Source organism: Cellulomonas endometrii, from assembly GCF_949769265.1.
Lineage (GTDB): Bacteria > Actinomycetota > Actinomycetes > Actinomycetales > Cellulomonadaceae > Cellulomonas > Cellulomonas endometrii.
In genome coordinates this window covers 158,684-171,254 of record NZ_CATKPC010000002.1, presented here as the reverse complement: position 1 = coordinate 171,254, position 12,571 = coordinate 158,684, and the positions used below count along the sequence as shown (strand labels likewise).

General features: G+C 75.9%; 12 protein-coding genes. 4 read left to right on the top strand and 8 right to left on the bottom strand.

Going from position 1 to position 12,571, the window contains the following annotated elements; translation table 11 throughout:
- Nucleotides 1-86 precede the first annotated feature (86 nt).
- Nucleotides 87-668 (top strand): dihydrofolate reductase family protein, encoded by a 582-nt coding sequence (locus QNH85_RS03250; RefSeq protein ID WP_282944592.1) that lies wholly within the window; start codon nt 87-89, stop codon nt 666-668.
- Between the two features lie 17 nt (nt 669-685).
- Here the strand turns inward: QNH85_RS03250 and QNH85_RS03245 are convergent, their stop codons facing one another.
- Together QNH85_RS03245 and QNH85_RS03240 are read right to left on the bottom strand one after the other, a co-directional pair.
- Nucleotides 686-1,408 (bottom strand): dienelactone hydrolase family protein, encoded by a 723-nt coding sequence (locus QNH85_RS03245; RefSeq protein ID WP_282944591.1) that lies wholly within the window; start codon nt 1,406-1,408, stop codon nt 686-688.
- Between the two features lie 194 nt (nt 1,409-1,602).
- The gene (locus tag QNH85_RS03240; RefSeq protein WP_282944589.1) at nt 1,603-2,547 is read right to left on the bottom strand and encodes a cold-shock protein; all 945 of its coding nucleotides are present in this window, start codon (nt 2,545-2,547) and stop codon (nt 1,603-1,605) included.
- Between the two features lie 118 nt (nt 2,548-2,665).
- Between QNH85_RS03240 and QNH85_RS03235 the strand changes: the two genes are divergently transcribed.
- Entirely contained in the window at nt 2,666-3,055 is a 390-nt protein-coding gene (locus QNH85_RS03235; protein ID WP_282944587.1) for an HNH endonuclease, read from the top strand.
- A 115-nt stretch (nt 3,056-3,170) separates the two neighbouring features.
- A complete protein-coding gene (locus QNH85_RS03230; RefSeq protein WP_282944586.1) occupies nt 3,171-4,733 on the top strand; it encodes an SDR family NAD(P)-dependent oxidoreductase in 1,563 nt (520 codons plus the stop codon).
- A 19-nt stretch (nt 4,734-4,752) separates the two neighbouring features.
- Here the strand turns inward: QNH85_RS03230 and QNH85_RS03225 are convergent, their stop codons facing one another.
- The 4 genes from QNH85_RS03225 to QNH85_RS03210 all read right to left on the bottom strand — a co-directional run bounded on the left by QNH85_RS03225 (nt 4,753) and on the right by QNH85_RS03210 (nt 8,492).
- On the bottom strand, nt 4,753-5,592 hold the full coding sequence (locus QNH85_RS03225) for a class II glutamine amidotransferase (RefSeq protein WP_282944585.1): 840 nt from the start codon (nt 5,590-5,592) through the stop codon (nt 4,753-4,755).
- Nucleotides 5,593-5,666: 74 nt separating this feature from the next.
- The gene (locus tag QNH85_RS03220; RefSeq protein ID WP_282944584.1) at nt 5,667-6,332 is read right to left on the bottom strand and encodes a TetR/AcrR family transcriptional regulator; all 666 of its coding nucleotides are present in this window, start codon (nt 6,330-6,332) and stop codon (nt 5,667-5,669) included.
- Between the two features lie 166 nt (nt 6,333-6,498).
- Nucleotides 6,499-7,737, bottom strand: coding sequence for an Nramp family divalent metal transporter (locus QNH85_RS03215; RefSeq protein ID WP_282944582.1), 1,239 nt, complete (start codon nt 7,735-7,737; stop codon nt 6,499-6,501).
- Between the two features lie 77 nt (nt 7,738-7,814).
- A complete protein-coding gene (locus QNH85_RS03210; protein WP_282944580.1) occupies nt 7,815-8,492 on the bottom strand; it encodes a hypothetical protein in 678 nt (225 codons plus the stop codon).
- Between the two features lie 125 nt (nt 8,493-8,617).
- Here QNH85_RS03210 and QNH85_RS03205 point away from each other — a divergent pair, with 125 nt between their 5' ends.
- Nucleotides 8,618-9,772, top strand: a complete 1,155-nt coding sequence (locus tag QNH85_RS03205) for a GNAT family N-acetyltransferase (RefSeq protein WP_282944579.1) — start codon at nt 8,618-8,620, stop codon at nt 9,770-9,772.
- 5 nt (nt 9,773-9,777) lie between these two features.
- Here QNH85_RS03205 and QNH85_RS03200 read toward each other — a convergent pair whose 3' ends face one another.
- Nucleotides 9,778-10,818 (bottom strand): ABC transporter ATP-binding protein, encoded by a 1,041-nt coding sequence (locus QNH85_RS03200; RefSeq protein ID WP_428830346.1) that lies wholly within the window; start codon nt 10,816-10,818, stop codon nt 9,778-9,780.
- Nucleotides 10,815-12,569 (bottom strand): ABC transporter permease, encoded by a 1,755-nt coding sequence (locus QNH85_RS03195; RefSeq protein ID WP_282944577.1) that lies wholly within the window; start codon nt 12,567-12,569, stop codon nt 10,815-10,817. The genes QNH85_RS03200 and QNH85_RS03195 overlap by 4 nt, the downstream gene beginning before the upstream one ends.
- Nucleotides 12,570-12,571: the final 2 nt, after the last annotated feature.

Below are 12,571 nucleotides of genomic sequence, written 5' to 3'. Positions count from 1 at the left end.
GATCTGCCCCTGGCCGCGACCCGCACCGCGCGAGTAGCGTTCCGCGCCTGGGTCCGGAGCAGCACCCACGGCGAGGAGCGCGGCACATGACGGCGACCTACACCTTCGACGTGTTCATGAGCCTCGACGGCTACGGCTCCTACGGGCCGCCCGGGGACTGGGGCGGGTACTGGGGCAAGCAGGGCCCGGAGCTGCTCGACCGCCGCAGCGCGCTGTACGACGGCGAGCAGCGCACGGTGTTCGGGGCCACCACGTTCCGCCAGTTCGTGACGATGCTGGCCGAGAGCGCCGCGGAGTCGGGGGTGCGCGACACCTGGGTCGACCGGATGCGGCGCCTGCCGGCGACGGTGGTGTCGTCGACCCTCCGGGAGCCGCTCGACTGGCCGGACGCGACGGTGGCGCACGGCGACGCGGTCGAGGTCGTGACGCGGCTGAAGGCGGAGTCCGACGTGCCGCTGCGGTCGCACGGGAGCCTGTCGCTGAACCGGGCGCTGCTCGCCGCCGGCCTGGTCGACCGCCTGCACGTCACGGTGTTCCCCGTGGTGACGGGGCGGAGCGGGACGAGCCCCGTGCTCGCGGGCGCCCCGGACCTGGACCTCGAGCTGCTGGAGAGCCGGCTGCTCGACGGGCGCACGCAGGAGCTGGTCTACCGGCCCGCCGTGCGCTGACGGCGGGCCGGCAGCCGTCACCTCAGGTGGCGGTCGAGGAACCGGGCGCCGTCCTCCAGCTCGAACCGCGGCGTGCCGAGGTGCCCGCCCGGGTTGGCGTGCAGCGTCTTCTCGGCGCTGCCGAACGCGTCGAACAGGTCGAGGGCCCGGTCGCGCGGGTTGCCCTCGTCGTCCCACTGCAGCAGGAGCAGCAGCGGAACCGTCAACCGAGGGGCCAGCTCCCGCACGGCGCGCGGCACGTAGCCCCCGGCGAACAGGCAGGCGGCCGCGAGGCGCGGCTCGGCGGCGGCCAGGCGGATGCCGAGCGCCGCCCAGCCGGAGTACCCGACCGGGCCCGTGATCCCGGGCAGCGAGAGCAGGGCGTCCAGGGTCGCCCGCCACTCCGGCACCGCGGCCTCGACCAGCGGGCCGACGAGGGACTCGAGGATCTCGTCGACCGGCTCACCGGCCTGCAGGGCCCGGCGCAGGTCGGCCCGGGCCTGCTCGGCGGCGGCCGGCACGGGCCGGTCGCCGGAGCCCGCCGCGTCGATGGAGGCCACCGCGTAGCCGTGCTCCGCCGCGTGGAACCGGGCGCGCGCCACGAGCCGGGCGTCCGACCGGGGCAGCCCGTTGTTGTGCGCCATGAGGACCAGCGGAGCCGCGGCGGGCCCGCGGGTCCAGAGGGTGCCGGGGATGTCGCCGAGCGCGAAGTCGCGCTCGAGGACGCCGCCGTCGAGGGGTCGTGCGGAGGTGAAGTCCATGGTCGTGCCTCTCAGGAGCGTGGACGGCGCTCCCGGACGACCTACCGCCCGACCGTGACCCCGCAGGGGAGCACCCATGTCGTCGCTGCATCCACGGGTACCACCTCCTCGGTCTCTCGCACGGCTCCGGCAGGCTAGCCGCGGGGCGGGGCGCCGGGACAGCACATTTCCCGGCCGCGCCGCCCCGCAGGGGGTCAGACCAGGTCGACGCGGTCGGCCTGCGGCCCGCGGTCGCTCTGCCGCACCTGGTACCGGACCCGGTCGCCCTCGTAGAGCGCCTCGGTGTTCTGCAGGACCGACACGTGCACGAACAGGTCGGGCCCGCCGTCGTCGGGCGTGATGAAGCCGAAGCCGCGGTCCGCGTCGTAGCGCGCGACCACGCCCGCGCCACCGCGCGCCGAGCCGCGGGACGCCGTGGGGCGACCCGGCGCTCCACGGCCCGGTGCGCCGCGCCCGCCGCGGGACGCCGACCCGCCCACGAGCCGCACGTCCTGGGCCTGCGTGCCCTTCTCGCCGACGGTGACGCGGTAGGTCACGCGGTCGCCCTCGGCCAGCTCGGTGGCACCCCCGGCCAGCGACCGGGCGTGCACGAAGACGTCGTCGCCGCCGGTGTCGGGCGTGACGAAGCCGAAGCCCTTGCCCGCGTCGTACCAGGTCACCGTGCCGTCGGCGCCGTCGGACGGCACGCCCTGCCGGCGGGCGTCGGCACCGAGCGGCAGCAGGTGGTCGGCCTGCGGGCCCTTCTCGCCCTCGACGACGAGGAACGCGACGCGCTGCCCCTCCTCGACGACCCCGCCGCCCACGATGGCGGAGCTGTGCACGAAGATCTGGTCGCCGCCGCCGTCGGGCGTGAGGAAGCCGTAGCCCTTCGCCGGCTCGTACCAGGCGACGGTGCCGAGCCGGCCGAGGGCGGCGTCGACGGCGCTCCCGCCCGTGACCCGGACCTGCCGGGCCTGCGGGCCGCGGTCACCCTCGCCGACCTCGAACTCGACGGTCTGCCCCTCGCGGAGGGACGACGTCCCGTCGTCGTTGCCGACGATCTCGGACGCGTGCACGAACAGGTCCTCGGCGTCGTCCTCGAGGGCGAGGAAGCCGAACCCCCGCTCGGCGTCGAACCAGCGGACGGTTCCCTGGGGCACGGTGGTACTCCTCGTGGTGATGGCGGTTGCTGCCACCCAGTGTCCCCCGTGGGGCTCGCGGACGCGTCACCGGCGCCGCACGGACCGCCGCGGGGTCCGGGGGCGGTACCGTCGCCGCGTGGTCCGACGCCGCAAGCTCTCCTCCGCCACGGCCTCGCCGTCGACCCGCGCGCGCTACGCGAGGCGCCGTCGCCGCCGGGTCGCCCTCGCGGACAACGACCTGAGCGCGGCGGAGTGGGACGACCTCGTCGCGGCCTGGGGCGGGTGCGCCTACTGCGGGGCGCGGACCACCGCGCTGCAACGGGACTGCGTGCTGCCGATCTCGCGCGGCGGTCGCTACACGCTCGGCAACGTCGTCCCGGCGTGCGCCTCCTGCAACGCGAGCAAGCACAACGACGAGGTCACCGGGTGGCTCCGGCGCAAGAAGCTCGACGAGCGGGCCTTCCTGGTCCGGCACGCCACGATCGTGCGCGCCCTGCTCCCGGCCGAGCCGGCCGAGCCCGCCTGAGCCGTCCTGAACCCGGTGTGACCAGACGCACCGTCGGTTCCGGGACCCCTCCGCGTACGATCTTCGGGGCCCCGCGCGACCGCGGCGCCCTCTCCCCTCCCAGGACGGACGGCGCATGAGCGCGCAGACGACCACGCCCGGGCAGCACCCCGGCGAGGCCCCCGACGGCACGACCGAGGCGACGGCTCCCGAGCTGCCCGGTGTCGACGTGCCCGGTGTCGAGCTGCCCGGCGTCGACCCCGCGGACTTCGCGACGTTCCTGCGGGTCGCCGACCAGGTCGCCGCGCTCGACCAGACGCACCCGCAGCACGCCGCCGCCCGTCGCGCGGCCTCCGGCATGTTCAAGGCCGCCAAGAAGCACCGCCGGACCGAGAAGCGCCGCGCGATCTCGGACGCCGACGCCGCGGTCGTCGCCGCGACCGCGACCGGCAGCCCGGGCCGGATCGACGACGAGACCAACGGCCTGGGGCTGAGGTCCGCGGCGACCGGCGCCACCGCCGGCGTCCTGCTGCGCCCGCGGGCCTGCTACGTGTGCAAGCAGGACTACACCGTCGTCGACGCGTTCTACCACCAGCTCTGCCCGGACTGCGCGGCCCTGCACCACGCCAAGCGGGACGCCCGCACCGACCTGACCGGGCGCCGCGCGCTGCTCACCGGCGGGCGCGCCAAGATCGGCATGTACATCGCGCTGCGGCTGCTGCGCGACGGCGCGGACCTGACGATCACGACGCGGTTCCCCCGTGACGCGGTCCGCCGGTTCAGCGCGATGGAGGACGCGGGCGACTGGCTGCACCGGCTGCACGTCGTCGGGATCGACCTGCGCGACCCGGCGCAGGTCGTGTCGCTGGCGGACCACGTCGCCGCGCAGGGGCCCCTGGACATCCTCATCAACAACGCCGCGCAGACCGTCCGCCGGTCGCCCGGGGCGTACGCGCGGATCGCCGAGGCCGAGCTCGCGCCGCTCGCCGACGACGCCGCGCGGATGATCACGACGTTCGGGCGGACGAGCGACGCCCACCCGCGCGCGCTCGCCGGGTCCGTCAGCGACCTCACCAGCCCGGCGCTGGCGATCGAGCGGGCGGCCCGGGACGCGGACGAGCTCGTCGCGCAGTCGCTGACCGCGCAGGCCGCGAGCCTGGAGCGGCTCGTCGCGGGCACCTCGATCGACGCCGGCGGGCTGGTGCCCGACGTCGCCGAGTCGAACAGCTGGGTCGCGACGGTGGACGAGGTCGACCCGATGGAGCTGCTCGAGGTGCAGCTCTGCAACCAGACCGCGCCGTTCATCCTGGTCAGCCGCCTGCGGCCGGCCCTCGCCGCCTCGCCCGCCCGCCGGACCTACATCGTCAACGTCTCCGCCATGGAGGGCGTGTTCTCCCGCGGCTACAAGGGCCCCGGGCACCCGCACACCAACATGAGCAAGGCCGCGCTCAACATGCTGACCCGCACGAGCGCGGGCGAGATGCTGGCCGACGGCATCCTCATGACGGCCGTCGACACCGGGTGGATCACCGACGAGCGGCCGCACCCCACGAAGGTGCGGCTCGCGGAGGAGGGCTTCCACGCCCCGCTCGACCTGGTCGACGGCGCCGCGCGGGTCTACGACCCGATCGTCCGCGGCGAGGCGGGCGAGGACCTGTACGGCTGCTTCCTCAAGGACTACGCGCGCTCGCAGTGGTGACCGGCGGCCGGCAGCGGGCTCACGCCACCGACATCGCCGGCGCGAACGGCAGCAGCTCCTCCTGCCCGTCCTCGACCACGAGGCAGGTGCTCTCCGGCACCTCGAGCCACGCACCGCGCAGGTCGCCGAGCGGCTCCGAGACCACCACCCGCGTGTCGTCGGACAGCCCGTGCAGCACCGGGTTGTCCGGGTACTGGGCGCGCAGCACGGAGACGTCGCGGTTCCGGAACAGCGACCGCGACCGCCCCTCGGAGGAGTAGCGGCAGGCCCACAGCCGCTGCCCGTCGGTGACGGTGACCGTCCCCTGCATCGGGAACGCGATCCCGTGCTTGTGCCCGACGTCCTCGACCAGCCCCACGGCCGCCGCGAGCGCCGCGGGCGGGTCGTCCGTCAGGCCCATCGACAGCGCGAGGAAGAACAGCGTCTCGGAGTCCGTGGACCCCTCGATCAGCGGGAACAGGCTCGGGTCGACGGCCATCTGCAGGTCCCGCTTGAGCGTGCTGAACCCGGTGATGCCCCCGTTGTGCATCCCCAGCCACTGGCCGTACCGGAACGGGTGGCAGTTGGTCCGCTGCACCGGGGTGCCCGTCGTCGCCCGCACGTGCGCGAACACCACGCCCGACCGGATGTGCAGCGAGAGCTCGCGGAGGTTCTGGTCGCTCCAGGCCGGCTCGACGCTGCGGAACAGCCCGGGGATCGGCGAGTGCTCGTCGTACCAGCCGACGCCGAAGCCGTCGCCGTTGATCGGCTCGACCCCCAGGTGGCTCTCACGGCTCTGCATCACGAGCGAGTTGGCGGGCTTGTAGAGCAGCTCGTCGAGCGTGACGGGCGAACCCATGTAGGCGATCCAGCGACACATGTCGGCCTCCTGGCGTGGGGCCCGCGACGGTGCGGGCCGGTGCGCCTCACTGTGCACCGCCCCCTCGCAGCGGCTCAGGCCTCCGGGTCGAACCGCGACGGGACGAGGTCGGCCAGCAGCGCGCGGTGCGCCCACCTCGCCCACGCCAGGCTGCTCCACCCGGCCCGCCGGACGAGGGCGTTCCAGGTCTCGGGGCCGAGCACGAGCGTGACCAGGTCCGTCGCCTGCTCCGCCGACAGGCCGGCGCGCAGCACCCCGTCCCGCTCGCAGGCCGCGACGAGGACGCGGTGCACCTCCCGGCGCCGCGCCTCGTCCCGGGCCCACGCGTCGGCGAGCACCGGCTCCCCCGCGGCGCCGAGCCGGACGAGGTCCAGCACCGGGCCCGCACGGCCCATGAGCTCCGCCGAGCCGCGGACGTGCAGGAACAGGCGGCGCACCGCGTCGGGCTCGTCCGCCACGGCCCGCACCCACGGCTGGTCGGCGAGGTCCCGGGAGGCGTCGCGCCGGTCCGCCCCGTCGACGGCGTGGTCGAGGCAGCCGACCAGGATGTCGGCCTTGGTCGGGTAGGAGTAGTAGACGGTCTGCACGCCGACCCCCGCCTCCCGGGCGACGGCGGTGATCGCGGTGCCGCCGTACCCGTCGGCGAGGAACAGCCGGGTCGCGGCGGCGGCGACGCGCGCGCGGGTGGCGACGGCCCGCCGGGTGCGGCCGTCGACCGGGGCGGTGTCGCTGCTGCTCACCGGGCAAACGGTAGCAGCACTACGGAATCCATTCCGTAGCGTCGCTCCAGGAACATCGAGAGGGCACGTCTCGCCTGCATCGGCAGGGGCTCGCAGAGGCGGGTTCCGCCATCTCGGTGCAGGTCAGGGCACGCGCGCGGTTTTCATAGCAGCGCTATGAAAACCGCTACGCACCCGTCGCCAGGAGGACCAGCAGCGCGACGTTGAGCACCACCACCAGAGTGACCACCACGACCAGCGCCGCCTGCAGCCTCGGGCCGTTCGCGTGCGCGCCCATGAGGGACCGGTCACGGTTCAGCCGCACCAGGGGGATCGCCGCGAACGGGATGCCGAAGCTCAGCACCACCTGGCTGACCACGAGCGTCCACGTCGGGTCGGCGCCCACCCCCAGCAGCACCAGCGCCGGGACCAGCGTGATCGCGCGCCGCAGCAGCAGCGGGATCCGCCGGTGGATCAGGCCCTCCATCACCGCCGCGCCGGCGTAGCAGCCGACCGACGTCGAGGCCAGGCCGGAGGCCAGCAGCCCGAGGGCGAACACCACGCCGATGCCGCCGCCCAGCGCCCCGGAGATGGCGGCGTGCGCGCCCTCGATGGTGTCCGTGCCCTCGACGCCGCGCAGGTTCGCCGCGGCGAGCAGCAGCAGGCCGATGTTCACGGTCCCGGCCACCGTCAGGGCCGACCCGACGTCCCACCGCGTCGCGCGCAGCAGCCGGTCCCGGGTGCCGGCGTCGGGGACGCGGCCGAACCGGTCCCGGCTGAGCGCCGAGTGCACGTAGATGGCGTGCGGCATCACGGTCGCGCCCAGCATCGACGCCGCGAGCAGCACGGAGTCCGTCCCCGCGAACCGCGGGACCAGGCCCCCGAGCATGCCGGCGGGGTCGGGCGGGCCGACCAGCAGGCCGCAGAGGAACCCCACGACGATGACCAGCAGCAGCCCGGCGATCACCGCCTCGAACCGCCGCTGCCCGTACCGGTTCTGCGTGGCGAGCAGCAGCATCGAGACCACCCCGACGATGACGCCGCCGAGCACGAGGGGCAGCCCGAACAGCAGGTGCAGCGCGATCGCCCCGCCCACGACCTCCGCGATGTCGGTCGCCGCCGCCACCACCTCGGCCTGCGCCCAGTACGCGAGCCGCGGCCCCCGGCCCAGCCGCCGGCCCAGGACGCCGGGCAGGGACTCCCCCGTGACGATGCCGAGCTTGGCGGACTGGTACTGCACGAGGACCGCCATGGCGTTCGCGGCGACGAGGACCCACAGCAGCAGGTACCCGTAGCGGGCGCCGGCCGTGAGGTTCGCCGCCACGTTGCCGGGGTCGACGTAGGCGATCGCCGCGACGAACGCGGGCCCGAGCAGCGGCAGCAGCCGCCCCCGCGAGGCCGCGCGCCGGTCAGCAGTGGTGGTCACCGCACCTCCAAGTTCGGACGTCCGAACTCAGTCTACGGTCGCGCGTCCCCCGGCCGCACCGCCGGCGCCGCGGCGCGTCAGGCCGCGGCCGGCTCCAGCTCGCGCCGCCACCGGCCGTCGACGCGCCGGAAGCCCACCCGCTCGAGGTACGCGCCGGTGTCGCGGGCGTCGTCCGCGACGACCAGCGCGCGCAGCCCCGTCCCGGCGAACACCCCGCTGCGCCGGTACACGAACTCGCCCGGCGTGAAATCGCGGAACCGCGGCGTGACGTAGTCGAGCTCCACCTCGCCGACCTCGCCGCCGGCGTCGCGGACCACGACGACGCCGACGGTCTCGTCGCCCCGGAGCACCAGGTACGCCCACCGCCGCCCGGCCGCATCGGCGGCGGGGGCCTCGGCACCGCCCGCCTCGCCACCGGGGGCCGGCACCGCGAACGACGGGTAGAACGCGGCGATGTCGGCGGCGTGCACGCCCAGCACGTGCCGCAGGTAGTGGTCGCCGGCCCCGACGGGCACGACCTCGTACACCTCGGCGTCGTGCCGCTCGCGGGTCAGGCGCCACAGCCAGTACGCGTCGATGACGGCGATCACGGCGTTCATCACCGCGAACGGCCAGATCCCGACGACGGCGTTGTAGGCCGCGGCGATCACCGACCCGGCGAAGTTCATCCAGCGGAACCGCAGGACACGCGCCTGCATCAGCGACACGACGACGAGGGCGGAACCGACCCACCCGATGATCTCCAGCAGCGGCATGGCGCGACCGTACCGGTTCGCGGCACCGCGGCACCCGGGACCTGAATGGGTAGCGACGCTACGAGAACCCGCGGCGGCCCGAATTGCCCTCGACCGTGCCCTCGCGGCGGGCCGACGATGGCCGCATGGCCACCGACGCCCTCCCCTCCGCCGCCACCGCCCGGACGAGCCCGGCCGCGCACCTCGTGCCGCTCCCCGTCCCCGCCGCGCTGGACGCCCCGGACGCCTGGCTGCTGCACGGCATGGTCGAGGCGGCCAACGCGGCGCTGCTCGCGAGCTTCGGGAACCTCGACGAGGCCCGCCTGCCCGGCGAGACCCTGGCGAGCCTCCAGCACCAGGAGTACGAGCAGAAGCTCCGGTTCGTCGCGCTCGACGCGCCGGTGGCCGACGGGCCGCCCGACCCCGCCCGCGTGCTGGGCTACGTCGCGCTGAACCTGCCCCGGCAGGACAACACGCACACGGCGTACGTGCAGGTCGACGTCCGCCCCGAGCACCGGGGCCGGGGCGTGGGGTCCGCGCTGCACGACCTCGCGCTCGCCACCGCCCGGGAGCACGGCCGCACGACGGTCACCGCCGCGACCGACCAGGCGTCCGAGCCGGAGGCGGGGCCGGGCACGGTCGTCCCCGGCACCGGCACCGGGCGGGTGCGCGCCACCGACCCGGGCGTCGCGTTCCTCCTGCACCGCGGGTGGCAGCTCGAGCAGGTGGAGCGGCGCTCGATGCTGGACGTCCCCGTGCCGCCGATCGCCCTCGCCACGCACGCGGACGCCGCCGCCCGCGCGGCCGGCCCCGACTACCGCGTGGTGACGTGGGAGCGGCGCTGCCCCGACGAGTGGGTCGACCACTTCGCCCACCTGCAGACCCGGATGAGCACCGACGTGCCGCTGGGCGGGCTGGACCTGCGGGAGGACGCGTGGGACGCGGCGCGGGTGCGGGCCGCCGAGGAGCAGTACGCGGCGCGCGGGATGACGTACCGGGTGGCCGCGGCGGTGCACGAGCCCACCGGCGCCCTCGTCGCGTACACCGCGCTGGTCAGCCGGCCGGACACCGACGCGTACGTCTACCAGGACGACACCCTGGTGCTGCGGGAGCACCGCGGCCACCGCCTCGGCATGCTGGTGAAGACGGCCAACCTCGCCAGGCTGGCGGAGGTGCAGCCCGGCGCGCGGCGGGTCGGCACGTGGAACGCCGAGGAGAACGCGCACATGCTGGCGATCAACGTCGCCCTGGGCTTCCGGCCGGCCGGCGGGTCCGGGGAGTGGCAGCGGCGCCTGGACTGAGCGCGTCAGCCCCCGACGACCGCCACCGCACCCTCGTCCGCGACCAGGCGCACCGTCGCCCCCGCGTCGGGGACCGCGCCGCCGGCCGGCAGCCCGGCGGTCACCCGCACGTCCTCGGGGTCGAGCACGGCGACGACCTCGACCCGTCCGCGCCGGGTGCGCCGGTCCGCGACGACCGCCGACCGCAGCGGCGCCCCTTGCGGTGCGGGCTCGTCCGCACCGAGCACGCGCCACCCACCGGGGGCGACGGCCAGGGTGCCGGGCACCAGGTCGCCCTCCAGCGCGGCGGCCGACCCCCACCCGGCGGCCGCGAGGAACGTCCGGTACCCCAGGAACTCCGCGACCTCGCGGTCGGCCGGGCGCCGCCACAGCGCCTCGGGGGCGTCGACCTGCAGCAGCCGGCCCGCGGCCATCACGGCCACCCGGTCGGCGACCGTGAACGCCTCGTCCTGGTCGTGCGTGACGAACAGCGCCGTGGTGCCGGTGGCGACGAGGACGCGGCGCAGGTCGTCGGCCAGCCGCTCGCGCAGGGACCGGTCGAGCGCCGACAGCGGCTCGTCGAGCAGGAGCAGCCGCGGGCGGGGCGCGAGCGACCGGGCCAGGGCGACGCGCTGCCGCTCGCCCCCGGACAGCGTCGCGACCGGGCGGTCGCCGTAGCCGGGCAGGCCCACCAGGTCGAGCAGCTCGGCGACCCGGGCGGCGCGGGCCGCGCGGTCGACCCCGGGCAGCCCGTAGGCGACGTTGCCGGCGACGTCGCGGTGCGGGAACAGCTGGCCGTCCTGGAACACCAGCCCGAACCCCCGCCGGTGCACGGGCACGGGCGCCAGGTCCTCCCCCGCCCAGCGCAGGGTCCCGGCGGCGGGCGGCTCGAGGCCGGCGACCGCGCGGAGCAGCGAGGACTTGCCGCAGCCGGACGGCCCGAGCAGCGCGAGCACCTCCCCCGCGGGCACGTCGAGGCTGACCCCGTCGACGGCGACGACGTCGGGCGCCCCGCGGTGCGGCCCGGGGTACCGGACCACGACGTCGCGCACGTGCAGTCCGGTCACAGCTCTCCTCCCACCGGCCCGCGCAACCGCTCCGCGAGCGCCATCACGCCCGCGGTCAGCCCGGCGAGCACCACGCCGGCCGCGAGCGCCATCCCGTAGTTGTCGGCGCCCGGCTGCCCGATCAGCCGGAAGATCACGACCGGCAGCGTCGGCCGGTCCGGGCGGGCCAGGAACGCCGTCGCCCCGAACTCCCCGAGCGACACGGCGAACGCGAACCCGATCGCGAGCCCGACCGACCGGGCCACCAGCGCGCCGTCGACGGTCGCGAGCACCCGGGCGGGCCCGGCGCCGAGCGTCCCGGCCGCCTCGCGCAACCGAGGGTCGATCGCGCGGAGCACCGGCAGCACGGTCCGCACGACCAACGGCACGGCGACGACGGCCTGCACGACCGGGACGAGCACGCCGCTGGTCCGCAGGTCGGTGGCGATGCCGAACGGGTGGCCCAGCGTCAGCAGCGCGCCGAACCCGACGGTCACGGCCGACACCCCGAGCGGCAGCATGAACACCCCGTCGAGCACCCCCACGGCACGGCGGGCCGCCGGCCGGCGGGGGCGTCGGGACACGACCAGCGCGACCAGGCAGCCCACGACCAGGGCGATCAGGGCGGCGTCGACGGCCGCGCGCAGCGAGTTCGCCAGCGCCTCCCACACCGTCACGGTGAGCGCGTTGCGCCCGCCGGTCGTCCCGAGCGCCCGGTAGTGGTCGAGGCCCCAGCCGTCCGGGGTGCGCAACGACCCGGCGACCAGGTTCCCGAGCGGCAGGGCCAGCAGCACGAGCACGACGGCGGTGACGGCGCCGGGCAGCGGGTGCGGGCGCCCACCGGCGGCGGCCGCGGTCTCCACCAGGGACAGCGCGCGCTCGCGCCGGGCCCGGGCGCGTCCGGCGAGGGCCAGCGCCCCCGCCACGACGACCACCTGCACCACGGACAGCACCGCGGCGGCGCGCAGGTCGAGGAACTGCGTCGTCTGGATCCAGATCTCCGTCTCCACCGTCCCGAACCGCATGCCGCCCAGCACCAGCACGGTGCCGAACGCCGTGGCGCAGAACAGGAACACCAGCGAGGCGGCCGAGGCGATCGCCGGGGCCAGCGCGGGCAGCGTCACGGTGCAGAACGCCCGCGCGGGCGACGCGCCCAGCGACCGGGCCGCCTGCTCCGGGCGCCGGTCCAGCCGCTCCCACATGCCGCCGACCGTGCGGACGACGACCGCGTAGTTGAAGAACACCAGGGCGGCGACGATGGCGGCGAACGTCCCGTCCAGGTGCAGGAACCCGAGCGGGCCGTTCTCCCGCAGCAGGGCGCGGAACGCGACGCCCACCACGACGGTGGGCAGCACGAACGGCACGGTGACGAACGCCCGCAGCACCCCGCGGCCCGGGAACCGGCACCGGTAGAGCACGTAGGCCCCCGGGACGCCGAGCAGCACGGACAGCACCGTGCCGATCGCGCCCTGGGCGAGGGTCAGGCCGACGATGCGCCAGGTGCGGGGCCGGGCGAACACCTCCGCGAAACCGGACAGGTCGAGCGACCCGTCGACCACGAAGCCCCGCGCGACCAGCGTCACCACCGGCCACGCGAAGAACACCCCGAGGAACACGAGCGGCACCGCTCCGGCGAGCGTCCACAGCACCGTGCGGCCGACGACCCAGCCCCGGGCCGGGGGGCGGAGCGGCGGGAGGTCCGGGACCCGCGGGCGCGCGGACGTCCCCGGCCGGCCGGAGCCGGTCGGGGACGGTCGCGTCGTCGTGCTCATCC